The organism is Microbulbifer sp. SE14, assembly GCF_059834885.1.
The window spans coordinates 77,309-94,202 of sequence record NZ_JCBAJA010000011.1; the positions used below are offsets into that span (position 1 = coordinate 77,309).

Here is a 16,894-nt window from a genome sequence, read left to right on the forward strand (position 1 = left end):
TCGCCGCCGGCGGCCTCGCGATTCTGCCGCTGGCCGAAGCGTCCATTGGAACAGCTTTGGTCCATTGTGATCGGCTCCGGCATGAGCGGCGGCTACGCGGCAAAGGAACTGTGTGAAAAAGGGGTGAAAACCCTGGTGCTGGAGCGGGGCAGGAGTGTCATCCACAACCGGGACTACCCCACCACCAACATGATGCCCTGGGAGTTCAAGCACCACGGGGGAAATCCCCGAAGACATACGGCGGCAGAATCGCCGCGAGGTGAATGCCCGCAAGGCGCAAGGCTATAAAAGCCACAGGGACAGTTGGCGCCGACAGAACAAGTCGGAGAATAAAAAGCCGGAAGAATAATAAAAAACAGCAACAGAAAAATGGAAAGGAGAGAGAAATGGACGATATGGGCGATGTTCCCGCCATGGATCGGCGGCATTTGCTGCGCCGTGCCGCATTGACCCTGGGGTTGGCGGCCATTTCCCCTGCGGTCAGCGCCGCGGTCCTGGACGCCGGCGGCAAGCCCGCGCCGCGGCGTTTTTCCTCCGCACACCTGGAGCTGGCGGGTGAGCTGGCGGAGATGATCATTCCCGCCATCGACGCCCCCGGCGCCATCGCCGCCGGTGTGCACCACTTTATCGACGCCACCGTCGGCCGCTTCACCGACACCCACCGCGCGCGCTTCGTGCGCGGCCTGGAGGAGGTCAACGCGCGCGCGAGTGTCGAGGTCAGCAACGGCTTCCTGCGCGCCGACGCCGCCACCCGAGAGCGCGTAGTGGCACAGCTGGACCGCGAGGCCTTCGGTAGCGCCGGCAGGAACACCTTCTTCCGCGAGTTCAAGGAGCTGGCCCTGATCGGTTACTACGCCTCGCAGGAGGGCGCCGGTCGGGATCTGGCCTGCCTGCCGGTTCCGGGAGACTACTGCGCGCCGCTGGCGGAACCGGACGAGCGTCCCTGGGCAATGGAATAACCTGTTTGCAGTAGATACGCTGGCGATAGTCCCGCCGGAGAGTTTGCGACCGGCGCAATAAAAATCAGCTGCGGAAAAGACTCTCTACGGCGCCACAGTGACCGGCGCCGGTGTCGCCGGAGGTCGGGCTGCGAAGGAGCTTACCGGGAGCGGCCCGGAGATGGCGTATCCCAAAGACTGCGACATTCGGCGCCGACTTCAAGGCGCAGTTCCGTGCTCCCGGCCCCTACCATTTCCACACCGACCCATCACCGGTGAGTTTCGAGATGAATCTCTCCTGGATCCGCAAGGAAGCGCGCGATCTTTGAAATATTTTTCAAAACATGGGGGCCGATTTCCACTCTGGCACGTCAAAGATATGCACACATCCGGAAGTATGGTGGATGTGGACGCCGGAGTGATCGATTCCGGCAGTATTCTCGCCAGCGTGGATACGGCTGGCCTGGAATACGGGCTTATCGAACGCGACCAGCCGCGGAGCCCACTGCAGACGGTGACCGCAAGCCTGGGCGCCGCGCGCGCCTGGGGCCGCGGATAAGCGGCAACACAGAAACGATAAAAACATAACGATAAAAAGCAGTATCTCTCGCAACCACATCACCCGCACTGCAGGTGTACCCATTGCCCTAGTCGACGCGCGGTAAGCAGCGGCACAACCAATAAGGACCTTGGGAGAGAGATGATGAACAGAGTGAAGCCACTGGCGATAGCCATAGGCCTGATCGGCGCAGGTGTCGCAGTGCCGGTATGGGCGCAGGAAAGTGACGACGCGACACTGGAAGAAGTAACGGTGATCGGTCTGCGCAGTTCGCTGCAGCGCTCCATTGATATCCGTCGCGACTCAACGCAGTTTGTGGAAGCGGTCACGGCCGAGGATATCGGCAAGATGCCGGACCAGAATATCGCCGAAACCCTGCAGCGGCTGCCCGGTGTGCAGATAGACCGCCGCGACGGCGAGGGTACCAAGGTGCGCATCCGCGGCCTGGACCAGAATATTACCCTGCTGAATGGAGAACGTTTCACTTCGGGCATGGAATACTTCCAGCTGAACGAGTGGAAGCAGGAGTTCGACGGCTCTCTCGAAGGTGTGCCTGCGGAACTACTGGGTGGGGTCGAAGTGTACAAGACACCGGTCGCATCCATGGTGGAAGGGGGCATGGGCGGCGTGGTCAACCTGAAGACCCGCAACGCCTTCGCGCTCGACGCGCCGCTGGTGGCTGTCAATATCAAGGGCGATTACGGGCAGGACTCCGCGGACGCTCAGCCCTCCGGCTTTCTGGTGCTCGGCAACAACTGGAACGAAAAGTTCGCCGCGATCGTCACCCTGAGCACCACCAACAAGACGCAGCATACGGACTTTATCCAGAATTTCTCGCGGGAAAACACCGGCATCCTCACCACCAATACCGCCGATGTGCAATCGGCGTTCGCGGATACGGCAGCTGAGCGGGGTGTCAGCGTGGATCAGCTAGGTGCGTCCATGACCTTCGACGAATTCCTGCAGACGGTGCGCAGCGCCGGGGGTACCCCCTACGTGGCTCCGGGCATGTTCTATGTGATGGACACCGAGCAGGAGCGCGAGCGCATCGGCGGTTCCGTCACCCTGCAGTGGCGGCCCACCGATGCGGTGGAAGTCGGCTTGGACTGGTTCCGCAACGAGCTGGAAATAGCCAACGAGCAGTATGTGGTCAAGCACCCGATGGCCACCGATGGTTTCGCCGGCTTCGATGAGAGCCAGGCCTACAGCCTGGATACCGGTGGCAAAGTCGGCGTGATCGAGTCCGCCGCCTTCACTGCTGGCGGCGCGGGTATGGAGACCAACACTGCTGGCGAAGTGAGCGAAGCGGTGGCCGACAACTTCAGCCTGCGCGCCAGCTTCGACAACGGCGGAAGCTTCCGGGCCAGCGGCGGACTCAACTTCACCCAGGCCGGCCAGACACAGCGCGCCGGCTACATGGATTCGCGCTTCACCCCCTACAACGTGACCGGCTACGTGGGCACGGACGAGAGCGACAGTGGCTGGCTCGGCATACCCAACAACGACACCGGCGCCGGCGGCTTCGGCTACACCTACAGCGCCGGCGGCCAGCCGGGCCTGGCCATGCACAACGCGAACTGGCTGCAGGACCCGGCGCTGCGCAACTACAAGTCCGCCTGGGCGCTGGGCTCCGAAGTGGAATCGGAGACCTGGTCCGCGCGAGCGGATTTCGAGTACGACCTCGCCTTCGGTGACCTGCGCACCCTGAAGTTCGGCCTGCGCGCCGCCGGGGAGAAGGTGAGCTTTATCGAGCAGCGGTTCCTCAGCGACTTCTCCCAAACCGCGGGTGCCGCCAGCCCGGCGCAGTTCGACGAGGATGGCAATTTGATTGCTGGAAGCACTTTCGACCCCGCAGCCGACCCCGGTGCCGGCAACCCCGGTATCCAGGAAGCGGTCTACTACGATCTGTGCGGCAACGGTGGTATTCCCGCGGGCAACAGCTGTGACATCGACGGCGACGGCCTGGACGACAACCAGCCCTTCGGCCCCTTCGGTTACTTCCACGATGCCGCCATCGGCTCCAAGGCTGGTGACCTCACCACCTCCGATGGCACTCCCATGTCGCTCGCGCTCTACGGCGTGGAGTTCGGCCGCTGGCCCGGTGCAGCCTCCGGATCCCCGGGCGTAATTCCGTGGCAGAACTTCAGTATGAACCCGGGCGCCTACCGCTCAATCAGCGACTTCTTTCCCTCCGGTGGTTACCTCGGTAGCGTGATCATGCCGGATGCCGGTCTCATCACCCGCGATGTGGCCGCCTGGCACGACAGTCTCGCCCCCAATACCCCCTCGGTGCTGATGGAGGTGCCGCTGGAGTCCTGGGACGTGGAGCAGGAGACCACTGCCTTCTACACCGAGGCGGATTTCGTCGGCGAGACAGTGCCCTACAGCCTGAACCTGGGGCTGCGCGTGGTGAACACCAAAGTGGAAACCACGGCCGTGGTCACCAGCCCCGAGGCGAACCTCTACTCACTGGCTACCGACGGTTGGAACGGCCAGGGCGTGCTGCTGGACGGCACCTACACCAGGGAGAAAGTGAAGCAGGACTACTGGGACTTCCTGCCCAGCGCCAACTTCGCACTGGACACCGGCGACGACACCAAGCTGCGCTTCTCCGCGGCGCGGGTGATAGCGCGGCCCAATCTGCAGGATCTGGGCCACGGATTCTCCAAGAATTACACCCGCACCGAAACCGGTGGTGAGGACTTCTTCGCCTTCACCGGCGGAAGCTCCGGCAACCCGGAGCTGGAACCCTTCCGTGCGACCCAGGCGGACATAGCCCACGACTGGTATTTCGGTGATCTGGGCTTCATTTCCATCGGTGCCTTCGTCAAGGCGGTGGACTCCTTCATCATCGTCGAGACGCTCACCGAAACCCATCCGGACTTCAGTCCGGACGGTTCCGGCACCGGCGGTGTGACCCGGCCGATCAATGGCGACGGCGGCAGCGTCAAGGGCCTGGAGTTCGCTTTACAGCAGGCTTTCGACAACGGCCTCGGCTACGCCTTCAACTACACCTACTCCGACAGCAAGACCTCGCTCACTTCCATGACCCACGACGAGCTGGGCCTGCCGGGCGTCTCGGAAAACGCCTTCAACCTGATGGGCTTTTTCGAGAATGAGTTCTTGAGCGCGCGCCTGGCCTACACCTGGCGGGACGAATACCTGTCCCCCTACCGTGCCAGCTTCGGCCTGGTAAACCACGTGCTGGGCACGGTGGAAACTCCGGCGATGTCGGAATTCTATGACGCCTACGGCCAGTGGGATGCCAATATCACCTGGAACGCGCTGGACAATCTGTCTTTCACGGCGGAGGCCATCAACATCACCGGTGAGGAGCAGACCAGTTATCTGGAGTTCGAGAGCAACCCCATGACTTACAGCATGTCCGAACCTCGTGTAGTGCTCGGACTTTTGTATCGGATGTAATCGTCTTTTGAAAATGTGGTGCGAGCTTGGGCGGGAGCTGTGCTCCCGCCAGTTTTTTGTTTGAACCTGGAGAGGTTGTTACAGGAGCATTTGGGCGCGCCAGTAGGGTCCGAATTTATCGGGCGAAACATTGCGGTAGAAAAATAAAACTCGCGGTGATGGAAGAAACAGGAATGTTTCTATCTGTCAGGAAGTGCCTGCTGGCATGGCTTCTTAAGGTCCCGCTGCCCGGAGGCTTCCTGCCTCGATGTGAACTCCGAAACTGGATTAACGCGGCATGATTTTTGAGAACCAGGTATTAATTTTTAATTTATTTGGCGTCGTATTTCTTACCTGATTCGTATTCGTATTGTAAACGTTTACATTTGTTGGTAGCGTTACCGAGCGTTCTCTCTCTTCGCCGGTGCTCGGGGGCTTTTTGCCCGGGCGCCGGCCTTATTCCTCCCGGTTGGATTGAGAGCGGGGCGCAGCGGGGAGCTATCCCGCACAAATAATAAAAACGGGTTCGGATTCCACAGTGGTCCAGGCTGTCCCGATGTAGTTTGAAACCCGGCCATAAAGATTTTTTTCGCACCACCTCGAGCAGTTTCAGTGCTGTCGGCTGTCGCCGCGCGACCTGGTTTAGGGGTTCCGTTCCCTGGTTTTCCTTGTGGACAAATAGTGAGGTGTGTGTGCCGAAAAAGATCGTCGGAATAACTCTTGCAGCGCAACAGGTAGCGCGTGGCCTTCTTCGCGTCCTGAGCGCGGCTCTGGTCTTGCTCGGACCCGCGTCCGCGGCAAATGCGGAGCTTCTGTTCAGTGCCAAGGTCGCGGGTCCCGTGACCAATCTCTATTCGATGGACTCCGCCGGCAGCCTGCGCAAGGTTACCGACAATATCCGCTGGCGGGACATGGATGCGGATATCGCCCCCGACGGACGCATCGTTTTCAGTTCCAACCGCGAGCCGGATGCGAAAATCGATCTGGGCCGGCGCGCGGAAAACTTCCATATCTATCTCACCGATGGCAACGGCGAAATAGCGCCGCTGACTTCTGGCGAGGGTGACGAGCGCATGCCGCGCTTCTCTCCCGATAGCGAAACCGTCGCCTTTATCCGCCGCAACGGCCATCGCCAGCATCTGGTGCTGTCAGCGTGGGGCGGCGAGCGGTCCATCTATTCAACAGAGGAAATCCTCGACTTCTCCTGGGCACCAGATGGCAAGCGCCTGTGCCTGGCGACGCGCCGCGGCGGCGAGTCAGTACTGCTGTCAGTGGGTATCGATGGCGGGGAAGGGGGCGTGGGCGTAGGGGGGGAAGAGGTGCTTGCGCGCGGCGGCGACTGGATCGTCGCCGCGCGCTGGTCGCCCGATGGCCGCCATATCGCCCTGATCCGACACCCGCAGCAAAACGGGGAGCGCAGGCTGACACTGCTGGAACTGGAAAGCGGGCACGAGCGGCGACTGTCGCCACCCGGCGTCCAGGTGCAGGGCCCCCCGGACTGGTCCGCGGACGGCGTGCGCCTGTTGTACGCGGGGCTGGTGGGTTACGAATTTTTCTACGACGAGCGCGTGCACAAAAAAGTCTACCGGGGGGCCATGCAGCTGTTCGAGTCGGCGCCCGGCGGCGACACCCGGCAGATCACCAGCGGCGACGGCCAGCACCGGGCGCCGGTCTACTCGCCGGATGGAAGTCGCATCGCCTACCTCTACGCCCCAGAGCTGGACGCGCGCACCCTGGCGCTGCGCATCGCGAATCCCGATGGCGGCGACCAGCGCGAGCTTTACGGGGCGGTGGCGCAGCGCTCCGGGCTGCGCTGGTTTCGAGACGGCGGCGGGAAATAGGCAATGCGCAGCTGGATGGCAATCGGCGCAGCACTGCTGCTGGCAATCGCGCTGCTGACAGCGCGCGATCTCCAACCGGATTCCGCCGCTGCGGCGGCAACCCAATTACCCCCGCGGGCGGCGGCACCCGAGCCGCCCGCAACGGCGGTGCCACCCGAAGCGGTACCCGGGGAATCCGCGCCGCAGATGGTCAGCGGCGAGGAGCTACCCATCCTCGGGCAGAAGGTCCGCCTGCGCGAGATCCGCGACGCGGACAGCGGTGAACTGCAAAACCTGGAGTTCGTGTTCCGGCAGGGAATATTGCCGCGGCGGTTGTTTGCGGACGGGCGCCGCATACTGCGCTACGACGAGTTGCACCGCAACAGCGTCGGCTACGGCGCGTCGACCGCGTGGATGTTATACCAGGTCGCATCCGAAGACGGCATAGAAGTGGCGGTGAGCCGCCCGGATGGCAGCGACTACCAGGTGTTGGGGAGCGGCTTGCAGGCGGTTTTCGCTTTCGAGCATTTCCCCGCGGAAAACGCGCTCGAGGTTGAAGTGCGGCGGAGCGGACGCGCCGTCAGTGAAGTCTATTCGCTGCCGTCCAGGTAACTGCTCTTCTCCTCGGGACTCGGGACTTGGAAAAGAATGCTGGACCTGATGCGAAGGCCCTGATGCCGGGGGCCATTTGGGAAATGTTTGCCGATGAGGCTTCCCAAATGGCCCCCGGCATCAGGGCCGCCCAGGCCTCTCTTACTGGTAACAGGGGAGGGGAGAGCGGTTACGAAAAATAATGAATAAAAGATGATGGAGAATCCCATGAATTTTTTTTCGAGAGCGAAAACGGCCTGGCGCGGCGGCGCCCTCGCGCTGTTGCTTGGCGCGGGCGCGGCCTGCGCGGAGGAGGGTAACCCTCGGGTCAACCAGATCGGTTACCTGCCGGGGGCGGGCAAGGTGGCGACGCTGGCCAGCGATACGGGCTCGCCGATGAACTGGGAGTTGCGCCAGGGGGGAAATCTGCTGGCCTCCGGCAGCAGCCAGCCCCTGGGCTTCGACGCCGCCTCCGGGGAGAGCCTGCACCTGATCGACTTCTCGGCTTTCGACCAGCCCGGCAGCGGCTACCGCCTGCACGTGGGCGGCGACATGAGCTACCCCTTCGCCATAGGCGCCGACCTGTTCCGCGCGCCCAAATATGACGCGCTGCGCTACTTCTACCACAACCGTTCCGGCATAGAGATAGCGCAGCAGTACAGCGGCAGTGGCAACGGCAGCTACCCGGCGAGCGCGCAGTTGGCGCGTCCCGCCGGGCACCTGAACCAGGGAGTGAACAAGGGCGACTTCCAGGTGCCCTGCTGGCCGGGCAGCTGCAATTATTCCCTCGACGTGACCAAGGGCTGGTACGACGCCGGCGACCACGGCAAATACGTCGTCAACGGCGGTATTTCCGTGTGGAAACTGTTGAATCTCTACGAGCGCCTGGAACACCTCAGCGGTGGCGCCGGGGATTTTTCCGACGGTGCGCTGAATATTCCCGAGAGCGGTAACGGTGTGCCGGATCTTCTCGACGAGGTGCGTTGGCAGCTGGAGTTCATGCTCACCATGCAGGTGCCCGCGGGGCAGCCGCTGGCGGGCATGGTCCACCACAAGATGCACGACAACGGCTGGACAGGCCTGCCGCTGGCACCGCACCAGGACGACCGCCAGCGCAACCTGGTGCCGCCCAGCGTCACCGCCACCCTGAACCTGGCGGCGGTGGGCGCCCAGTGCGCGCGTATCTGGGCGGGCGTGGATGCGGCTTTCGCCGACCGCTGCCTGGAGGCGGCGGAGAGCGCCTGGGAGGCGGCGACGGCCAACCCGAACATGCTCTACGACGGCTGCTGTGACAACGGCGGCGGCGGTTACGGTGACGACGAGGCGGCGGACGAGTTTTACTGGGCAGCGTCCGAACTCCATATCACCACCGGCGACGACAAGTACCTGTCCACGCTGGACAATTACAGCATCACCCGCACCGACTACGGCTGGCCGGACACGGAACTGCCGGGGCTGATCTCCATGGCCACGGTGCCCGCCGGGCACACGGGTTCTCGCCGCGCCGCCGCGCGCCAGGCGCTGGTGGACATCGCCGATATCCATGTGGCGGACATAGGGGCCAATGGCTACCGGGTGCCGATGGACAGCGAGGAATATTTCTGGGGTTCCAACAACCAGTTGCTGAACCAGCTCTCCATCGTCGGCCTGGCCTACGACTTCACCGGTGACGACAGCTATGCGCAGGCCTTCGGCCAGGCGCTGGACTACATCTTCGGGCGCAACGTGCTGTCGCTTTCCTATGTCACCGGTCACGGCAGCAACGCCGTTGCGCAGCCGCACCACCGCTTCTGGGCCGGCGCCATTAACGGCAGCTTCCCCTGGGCGCCGCCGGGCGCCCTGGCCGGCGGTCCCAACGCGGAGTTGCAGGACCCGGTGGCGCAGCAGCAACTGGGGGGCTGTGTCAGCCGGCCGCAGAGCTGTTTTATCGACCATATCGATTCCTGGTCCACCAACGAGGTCACCATCAACTGGAACGGCGCCCTGGCCTGGGCGCTGGCCTTTTACGACGACTATGCTGGCGCCGGTTCCGGCTCTTCGTCGAGCAGTTCCTCCAGTTCTTCTTCCAGCAGTTCCTCGTCGAGCAGTTCTTCCAGTTCGTCCTCCAGCAGCTCGTCTTCCAGCAGTTCCTCTTCCAGCAGCAGTTCGTCGAGTTCCGGCGGCACCGGCGGACTCACCTGTACGCCGGGACCGGTGGACGACTGGGGCGGGGGCTTCGTGCTCAACAACTACACGGTGAGCAACGGCGGCAGCCAGGCGGTAAGCGGCTGGACGGTGCGGCTGGATTTTCCCCACGAGGTCACTATCACCAACCCCTGGAATATTTCCCTGCAGGGCACCAGCGGCAGCCAGCTCACCGGCAGCGACGTGGGCTACAACGGCAGCCTGCAGCCGGGGCAGAGCGCCAGCTTCGGCATGCAGGGGCAGCAGGGCGGTGTGGGCACGCCGGACTGTACGGTGCTGCCCTGAGCGGGGTCCGGAACCCGGAAAATTTTCGGAGGTTGGGCTGAGCTCCGCGAAGCCCAACACCACGGCGCCGGGTCCGCTGGGCTTCGTTGCACTCAGCCCAACCTACGCAGTTCTCCCCGACCCCTCGCCCCTCCGGGGTGAGGGGGGGAGAGGGGAAAAATGGAGAGAGAAGGGCGTAAAAAAATAAAAAGCCAATTCGGGAGAAACCCATGAAACTCGTAAAAACAATCGCCGCGGCTCTGCTGCTGGCACCGCTCTGCGCCAGCGCGCAGCTGGCGGAGAACCACAACAAATTCCTCGGCAATGTTTCGCAAAACAGCGTACCGGGCGGTTTCGGCAACTACTGGAACCAAGTCACACCGGAAAACGCCGGCAAGTGGGGCTCGGTGGAGGGGAGCCGCGACAGCATGAACTGGAGCGGTCTCGACGCCGCCTACAACTACGCGCTGGACAACGGCATCCCCTTCAAGCAGCACACCCTCGTGTGGGGCAACCAGGAGCCGGGCTGGATCTCCGGCCTCAGCCAGCAGGAGCAGCTGGAGGAGGTGACCGAGTGGATAGCGGAAATCGGTGCCCGCTACCCGCAGTCGGACATGTGGGACGTGGTCAACGAGCCGCTGCACGCTCCACCCTCCTACGCCGCGGCCCTGGGTGGCGCCGGGGCGACCGGCTGGGACTGGGTGATCAGGTCCTTCGAGCTGGCGCGCCAGCACGTGAGCGGCATGCTGCTGATCAATGAGTACGGCATCGTCAACGACGGCAACGCCACCACCCAGTACCTGGAAATCATCGAGCTGTTGCAGGCCCGAGGACTGATCGACGGCATAGGGGTGCAGGCGCACACCTTCAACGTGGTGCCCGCTTCGCCGCAGACCATCCGGCAGAACCTGGACCGCCTCGCCGCCACCGGCCTGCCGATCTACGTCTCCGAACTGGATATCAACAACGCCGACGACCAGGCACAGCTGGCGGAATACCAGCAGAAGTTTCCGGTGCTGTGGGAACATCCCGCGGTGGCCGGCGTGACCCTCTGGGGCTACCTGCGCGGCATCATGTGGCAGGAGGACGCCTGGCTGTTGGACAGCGCCAATGAGCGCGCGGCAATGGTGTGGCTGCGCGACTACCTGGGGGCGGGCTCCTCTTCCAGTTCCTCTAGCAGTTCCTCCAGCTCCTCCTCGAGCAGCAGCTCTTCCAGTTCTTCATCCAGTTCCGGGGGCGGCGGTCCGCTCGGCTGCACGACGGACAGCATCGACGACTGGGGAGAAGGTTTCGTGGTGAATTACCGCGTGACCAACAACGGCACCCAGGCGGTGAACGGCTGGGCGGTACAGCTGGACTTCCCGCATTCGGTATCCGTCAGCAACGCCTGGAACCTGGAACTGGCATCGGGCAGCGGCAGTGCCATCAGTGGCACCAATATGCCCTACAACGGCAACCTGGCTCCGGGGCAGAGCGCCAGCTTCGGCATGCAGGGTTCGCCCGGTTCCGTGGGCACACCGGTGTGTACCGCCGCACCGTGAAAATTGGGCACTCGGCAAGCGTGTAGGTTGGGGTGAGTCTCACGAAACCCAACATCCGGGGCTCGGACTCGTTGGGCTTCGCTGCGCTCAACCCAACCTACAGGAATATGTAGTTATGTTACAAAAAATAAAAAAGGACAGCCCCGCGAGGCTATCCACAGCCCTCGCACCCAGGAACAGGAGTATTCCGGCATTGAAGCAGTGGCCGAGCCGACGGAATGGCTTTTCATTCAATCACTCTGCGATGAGGGAGAAAAAATAATGTACCGAATGTTTAAACCGAAACTTCTGCCGCTGTGGATTTCTCTGGCAGTACCCGGCGCCTATGCGGCGGACGCGACCATGAATATCACCAATGACTGGGGCGCAGGCTTCCAGGGGGAGATTGTCCTCAGCACCGGGCCGGGCGAGACCCTGTCCAACTGGACCCTGGAGTTCGACCTGCCCACGGATATTTACAACGACTGGAACGCGGTGGTGATTTCCCACCAGGGCGACCACTATGTGATGGGGCCGGAGGACTATAACCAGGTGATCCCACCGAACAGTACCGTGAATATCGGTTTTCTCGGCAACCCGGGCGGCCTGGTGGCTGTGCCGGTAACGGTGAACGGTGACGGCGGCAGTTCCAGTTCCTCTAGCAGCAGTTCCAGTTCGTCCAGTTCCAGCTCTTCGGGCAGCAGCTCCAGCTCGTCCAGTTCTTCGAGCAGCAGTTCCAGTTCATCAAGTTCGTCCAGCTCCAGTTCGTCCGGCTCCTCGAGCGGCAGTTCGTCCTCCAGCTCATCCAGTGGCGGAGGCCGTTTCCGCGTGGACGCCAGCGGCAATATCACCAAGAACGGCGAGGTATTCCCTGTGCAGTGCGGTTCCTGGTTCGGGCTCGAGGGTCGGCACGAGCCGTCCGACGACCCCACCAACCCCAGCGGCGCACCGATGGAGCTGTACATCGGCAACACTTTCTGGGCCAACAACAACCAGGGTACCGGCCGCACCATCCAGCAGACGATGACCGAGATCACCGGCATGGGCATCAACGTGGTGCGCTTCCCGGTGGTGCCGCAGACCCTGGATGCCAGCGACCCGCAGGGTCAGGCCCCCTACCTGAAGAACCACGAGTCGGTGCGCGTGCCCAACTCGCGCCAGGCGCTGGAGGAATTCATCCTCGCCGCGGACGCGAACAATATCGAGGTGATGCTGGATATCCACTCCTGCTCCAATTACATAGGCTGGCGGGCCGGTCGCTTCGATGCTCGCCCACCCTACGCGGATGCGGACCGGGACAACTACGACTTCTACCGTGAGGACAGCTCCTGCGCGGCCACCAACAACCCTGCCGGTGTGACCCGCGTCCAGGCCTACGACAAGGCCCAGTGGCTCGACAACCTGCGCGAGCTGGCCGGGCTGGAGCAGCAGTTGGGTGTGGACAACATCATCGGCATCGACATCTTTAACGAGCCCTGGGACTACACCTGGGACGAGTGGAAGACCCATATCGAGGATGCCTACGCGGCCATCGACGAAGTGAACCCCAACCTGCTGCTGTTCGTACAGGGCATTTCCGCCACCGCGGACAATCAGGATGGCACGCCGGAGACGGTGACCCAGGTGCCCCACGGCGACGAGTTCACCAACCCCAACTGGGGCGAGAACCTCTACGAGGCTGGCAGCAATCCGCCCAATATTCCCAAGGAGCGGCTGGTCTACTCGCCCCACACCTACGGCCCGTCCGTGTTCGTGCAGAAGATGTTTATGGACCCGGCGCAGCCCGAGTGTGAGGGACTGGAGGGCGACGCCGCCGGCGATGCCGACTGCAATATCGTGATCGATGCGGACCTGTTGCGCCAGGGTTGGGAAGAGCACTTCGGTTACCTGCGCGATATGGGCTACGCGATGGTAGTCGGCGAGTTCGGCGGCAACCTGGACTGGCCCGACAAGGGCGCTGTGCGCGACCAGAACCGCTGGGATCACATCCAGCCGGGTGTGGTGGATGGCCAGTGGCAGCAGGCCTTCGTCGACTACATGGTGGAGAAAAATATCCAGGGCTGTTACTGGTCCATCAACCCCGAGTCCGGCGACACCGGCGGCTGGTATGGCCACGCCTACGACCCCATCACCAACACCACCGGCTGGGGCGAGTGGCAGGACTTCGACCAGCGCAAGACCAACCTGCTGAACCAGCTGTGGAACAACCAATAAAGGCGCCGATTTTGTAGGAGCGGCCGTGGGCCGCTCCTACAACGTGTGTTTTCCATTACTAATAAATTTCAAATTGTGATGAGGGGAAGATCATGTACCGGTTAATCAAGCGAAGCCTTGTGCTTCCAATTCTATTGCTGTGTGCGCCGGCGGCCTTAGCCGCCCAGGCCACGATGAATATCGTCAACGACTGGGGCAGCGGATTCCAGGGTGAGGTACTGGTGGTCAACGATGAAAGTACCGCGACCACCAGCTGGACTGTCGAGTTCGATATGGCGGTGGATATCAACAACCTGTGGAACGGCACCATTGTGTCCCATGTGGGCGACCACTATGTGGTCGAGGCCGCGAACTACAATGGCGTCATCGCCCCCGGCGGCCAGGTGAGTTTCGGCTTTACCGCGACGCCGGGCAGCGTATCTCCAGCGCCGGTGACGGTAATGTTTGAATACGGCGATGGCGGAAGCTCCTCGAGTTCGTCCAGCAGCTCGTCAAGCAGTTCTTCCAGTTCGAGTTCCAGCTCTTCGAGCAGCAGCTCCAGTTCGTCCAGCTCCTCGAGCAGTGGTGCTTCGAGTTCTTCCTCCAGCAGTAGCTCCAGCTCCAGCGGCAACCCCGGTGAGCATCACGACAACCCCTTCGCCGCCTCCAGCAGCTGGTACGTCAACCCCGAGTGGTCCGCCAATGCGGCCGCCGAGCCCGGCGGCAGCGCCATTGCCAATGAGAGCTCCGCGGTGTGGATGGACCGCATCGGCGCCATCACCGACGGCGTGGGCCTGCGCGGCCACCTGGAGCAGGCGCGGGCCAACGGCGACGACCTGTTCATGTTCGTGGTCTACGACCTGCCCAACCGCGACTGTTCGGCGCTGGCCTCCAACGGCGAATTGCTGATCGCCGAGAACGGCTTCCAGCGCTACCAGGAGGAGTACATCGATCCGATCGCGGATATCCTCGCCGATTTCAGCGACATCAATATCGTCGCCATCATCGAAGTGGACTCGCTGCCCAACCTGGTGACCAACCTGAGCATTCCCGAGTGTCAGGAGGCCAACGGCCCCGGCGGTTACCGCGACGGCATCCGCTACGCGCTGAACCAGTTGTCCGTACTGCCCCATGTGCATTCCTACGTGGACATCGCGCACTCCGGCTGGCTCGGCTGGAGCAGCAACTTCGGTCCCGCGGTGGACCTGATCGCCGATGTGGTGGAAAGCACCAACGCCGGTTGGGACAGCGTAAACGGCTTTGTCTCCAACTCCGCCAACTACACCCCGGTTGAGGAACCCTACCTGCCTGATCCCACCCTGAACGTGGGCGGGCAGCCGGTGCGCTCGGCGGATTTCTACGAGTGGAACGACTACCTCGAGGAACTGGACTTCGTGCAGGACTGGCGCCAGGCCATGATCAACCGCGGAGCGCCCAGCACCCTCGGCATGCTGATCGACACCGGCCGCAACGGCTGGGGCGGCGCCGACAGGCCCACCGGAACCTCCACCAGCAGCGACCTCAACACCTACGTCAACGAGTCGCGCATCGACCGGCGCTTCCACCGCGGCAACTGGTGCAACCAGCCCGGCGGCGTCGGCTTCCGGCCCCAGGCCAATCCGCACCCGGGCGTGGACGCCTACGTGTGGGTCAAGCCCCAGGGCGAGTCGGACGGCATCTCGGATCCCAACTTCGAGCAGGATCCCAATGATCCCAACAAGAAGCACGATCCCATGTGTGACCCGAACTACGGCGGCAACGAGCGTAACGGCAACAGCGCTACCGGCGCCCTGCCCAATGCCCCCCACGCGGGCCGCTGGTTCCCGGAGGCCTTCCAGGTGCTGGTGGAAAATGCCTACCCGCCGCTGGATTGACCTGAAAGCACGGAGCCCTCGTTTCTCCCCTCCCCCGCTTGCGGGGGAGGGGCCGGGGGAGGGGGCTCCTCGCGGAGCCATTCAATTTTCCCTTGTAGGAGCGGCGGGGCGGATGGCCGTCCCGCCGCTCCTACAGGGATACGAAAGATGAAGGATAGAAAAGTGAAAAAATTTTTCCGCCGACTATGCGCTGCCGGCTTGCTGCTGGCCGGAACCAACACCTGGGCCGGCTTCACGATAGAAAACGGCCAGCTGCTCGACGCCAACGGCAACCCGTTTGTGATGCGCGGCGTCAACCACGCCCACACCTGGTACCGCGACAGAACCCCGCAGGCGCTGCAGGATATCGCCGCCACCGGCGTCAACGCGGTGCGCATAGTGCTCGCCACCGGTGGCCGCTGGAGCCGCAATGACGGCGCCGATGTGGCCGATGTGATCGCCCACTGCAAATCCCTGGCGCTCATCTGCATGCTGGAAGTGCACGATGCCACAGGTTGGGGCGAGGAGAGTGCGGCGATTCACATTTCCGAGGCCGCGCAGTACTGGACCAGCCCGGATATCCTCGAGGCCATCAGCGGTGAAGAGGATTATGTGCTGATCAATATCGCCAACGAGCCCTTCGGCAACAATGTGCCGGAAAACAGCTACGTGGACGACACCAGCGCGGCGATCCAGGCCCTGCGCGACGCCGGCCTCACCCACACCATCGTCGTGGACGCGGCCAACTGGGGACAGGACTGGCAGGGCTTTATGCGCGACAACGCCGGGACGCTGGCCGCCGCCGATCCTCTCGGCAACCTGCTGTTTTCGGTGCATATGTACGAGGTCTACCCGGACCGCAATGCGGTGGCCAGCTATATGCAGGCCTTCCAGGACATGAACCTGCCGCTGATCATCGGCGAGTTCGGGCCGGACCACAACGGCAACCCGGTGGACGAGGACTCCATTCTCGCCGAGGCCGAGGCCCGCGGTATCGGCTACCTGGGCTGGTCCTGGTCCGGCAACGGCGGCTGCTGCACCAACCTGGATATGGTCATCAACTGGGACCGGAACAACTTGTCTTCCTGGGGAGACCGCCTGATCAACGGTGAAAACGGCATCGCCGAAACCGCCCAGTGCGCCACTGTTTTTCCCGGCTGCAGCGGCACCGGCTCCTCGTCCAGCAGCAGTTCATCGAGCAGCAGCTCATCCTCCAGCTCCAGTTCTTCGAGCTCCAGCAGTTCTTCCAGCTCCGGGGGCAGCGGCGGTCTCAGCTGCAGTGCCGGCAGCCTGGACGACTGGGATTCCGGCTTCGTGCTCAACAACGTCACCGTCACCAACAACGGCAGTGCCGCGGTTGACGGCTGGACGGTGCAGCTGGACTTCGGCCAGCCGGTGGCCATCACCAACGCCTGGAGCATCAACCTGTCGTCCACCAGCGGCAGCCAGTTGACCGGCAGCAACGTCGACTACAACGGCCAGCTGCAACCGGGCCAGAGCGCCAGCTTCGGCATGCAGGGCGCACCGGGCAGCCTCGACACTGTCACCTGCACTGTGCAGTAGCCAT

Annotated in this window: 11 protein-coding genes; all 11 read left to right on the top strand. The window is 62.9% G+C overall.

The genetic code is table 11. The features are described 5' to 3' along the window. Positions 1 to 45: 45 nt before the first annotated feature. The 11 genes from AC6R19_RS09900 (at position 46) to AC6R19_RS09950 (ending at position 16,890) form a co-directional block, all read left to right on the top strand. Positions 46 to 288, top strand: coding sequence for an NAD(P)-binding protein (locus tag AC6R19_RS09900; protein ID WP_500579644.1), 243 nt, complete (start codon positions 46 to 48; stop codon positions 286 to 288). Positions 289 to 386: 98 nt separating this feature from the next. Continuing rightward, a complete protein-coding gene (locus tag AC6R19_RS09905; protein WP_500579645.1) occupies positions 387 to 959 on the top strand; it encodes a gluconate 2-dehydrogenase subunit 3 family protein in 573 nt (190 codons plus the stop codon). A 358-nt stretch (positions 960 to 1,317) separates the two neighbouring features. Continuing rightward, positions 1,318 to 1,497, top strand: coding sequence for a hypothetical protein (locus AC6R19_RS09910; RefSeq protein WP_500579647.1), 180 nt, complete (start codon positions 1,318 to 1,320; stop codon positions 1,495 to 1,497). Positions 1,498 to 1,641: 144 nt separating this feature from the next. Further along, the gene (locus tag AC6R19_RS09915) at positions 1,642 to 4,923 is read left to right on the top strand and encodes a TonB-dependent receptor domain-containing protein (RefSeq protein WP_500579648.1); all 3,282 of its coding nucleotides are present in this window, start codon (positions 1,642 to 1,644) and stop codon (positions 4,921 to 4,923) included. 818 nt (positions 4,924 to 5,741) lie between these two features. Continuing rightward, the gene (locus tag AC6R19_RS09920) at positions 5,742 to 6,743 is read left to right on the top strand and encodes a TolB family protein (protein WP_500579650.1); all 1,002 of its coding nucleotides are present in this window, start codon (positions 5,742 to 5,744) and stop codon (positions 6,741 to 6,743) included. A gap of 3 nt (positions 6,744 to 6,746) precedes the next feature. Next, positions 6,747 to 7,334: a hypothetical protein gene (locus tag AC6R19_RS09925; RefSeq protein WP_500579652.1), complete on the top strand. Its 588-nt coding sequence runs from the start codon at positions 6,747 to 6,749 to the stop codon at positions 7,332 to 7,334. A 207-nt stretch (positions 7,335 to 7,541) separates the two neighbouring features. After that, positions 7,542 to 9,782, top strand: coding sequence for a glycoside hydrolase family 9 protein (locus tag AC6R19_RS09930; RefSeq protein ID WP_500579653.1), 2,241 nt, complete (start codon positions 7,542 to 7,544; stop codon positions 9,780 to 9,782). Positions 9,783 to 9,991: 209 nt separating this feature from the next. Further along, positions 9,992 to 11,302 carry an endo-1,4-beta-xylanase gene (locus AC6R19_RS09935; RefSeq protein WP_500579654.1) on the top strand — a complete coding sequence of 437 codons (1,311 nt, stop codon included), beginning with the start codon at positions 9,992 to 9,994 and terminating at the stop codon, positions 11,300 to 11,302. Positions 11,303 to 11,572: 270 nt separating this feature from the next. Then, positions 11,573 to 13,495 carry a cellulase family glycosylhydrolase gene (locus AC6R19_RS09940; protein WP_500579656.1) on the top strand — a complete coding sequence of 641 codons (1,923 nt, stop codon included), beginning with the start codon at positions 11,573 to 11,575 and terminating at the stop codon, positions 13,493 to 13,495. Between the two features lie 119 nt (positions 13,496 to 13,614). Beyond that, positions 13,615 to 15,348: a glycoside hydrolase family 6 protein gene (locus AC6R19_RS09945; protein WP_500579657.1), complete on the top strand. Its 1,734-nt coding sequence runs from the start codon at positions 13,615 to 13,617 to the stop codon at positions 15,346 to 15,348. 162 nt (positions 15,349 to 15,510) lie between these two features. Further along, positions 15,511 to 16,890, top strand: a complete 1,380-nt coding sequence (locus tag AC6R19_RS09950; protein ID WP_500579660.1) for a cellulase family glycosylhydrolase — start codon at positions 15,511 to 15,513, stop codon at positions 16,888 to 16,890. The last annotated feature ends 4 nt before the right edge of the window (positions 16,891 to 16,894 follow it).

What these genes read in the sequence shown, in the direction of transcription:
- AC6R19_RS09915 (WP_500579648.1), top strand. Translation starts at nt 1,642, where the DNA reads ATGAACAGAGTGAAGCCACTGGCGATAGCCATAGGCCTGATCGGCGCA.
- AC6R19_RS09940 (WP_500579656.1), top strand. Translation starts at nt 11,573, where the DNA reads ATGTTTAAACCGAAACTTCTGCCGCTGTGGATTTCTCTGGCAGTACCC.
- AC6R19_RS09910 (WP_500579647.1), top strand. Translation starts at nt 1,318, where the DNA reads ATGCACACATCCGGAAGTATGGTGGATGTGGACGCCGGAGTGATCGAT.
- AC6R19_RS09930 (WP_500579653.1), top strand. Translation starts at nt 7,542, where the DNA reads ATGAATTTTTTTTCGAGAGCGAAAACGGCCTGGCGCGGCGGCGCCCTC.
- AC6R19_RS09905 (WP_500579645.1), top strand. Translation starts at nt 387, where the DNA reads ATGGACGATATGGGCGATGTTCCCGCCATGGATCGGCGGCATTTGCTG.
- AC6R19_RS09925 (WP_500579652.1), top strand. Translation starts at nt 6,747, where the DNA reads ATGCGCAGCTGGATGGCAATCGGCGCAGCACTGCTGCTGGCAATCGCG.
- AC6R19_RS09935 (WP_500579654.1), top strand. Translation starts at nt 9,992, where the DNA reads ATGAAACTCGTAAAAACAATCGCCGCGGCTCTGCTGCTGGCACCGCTC.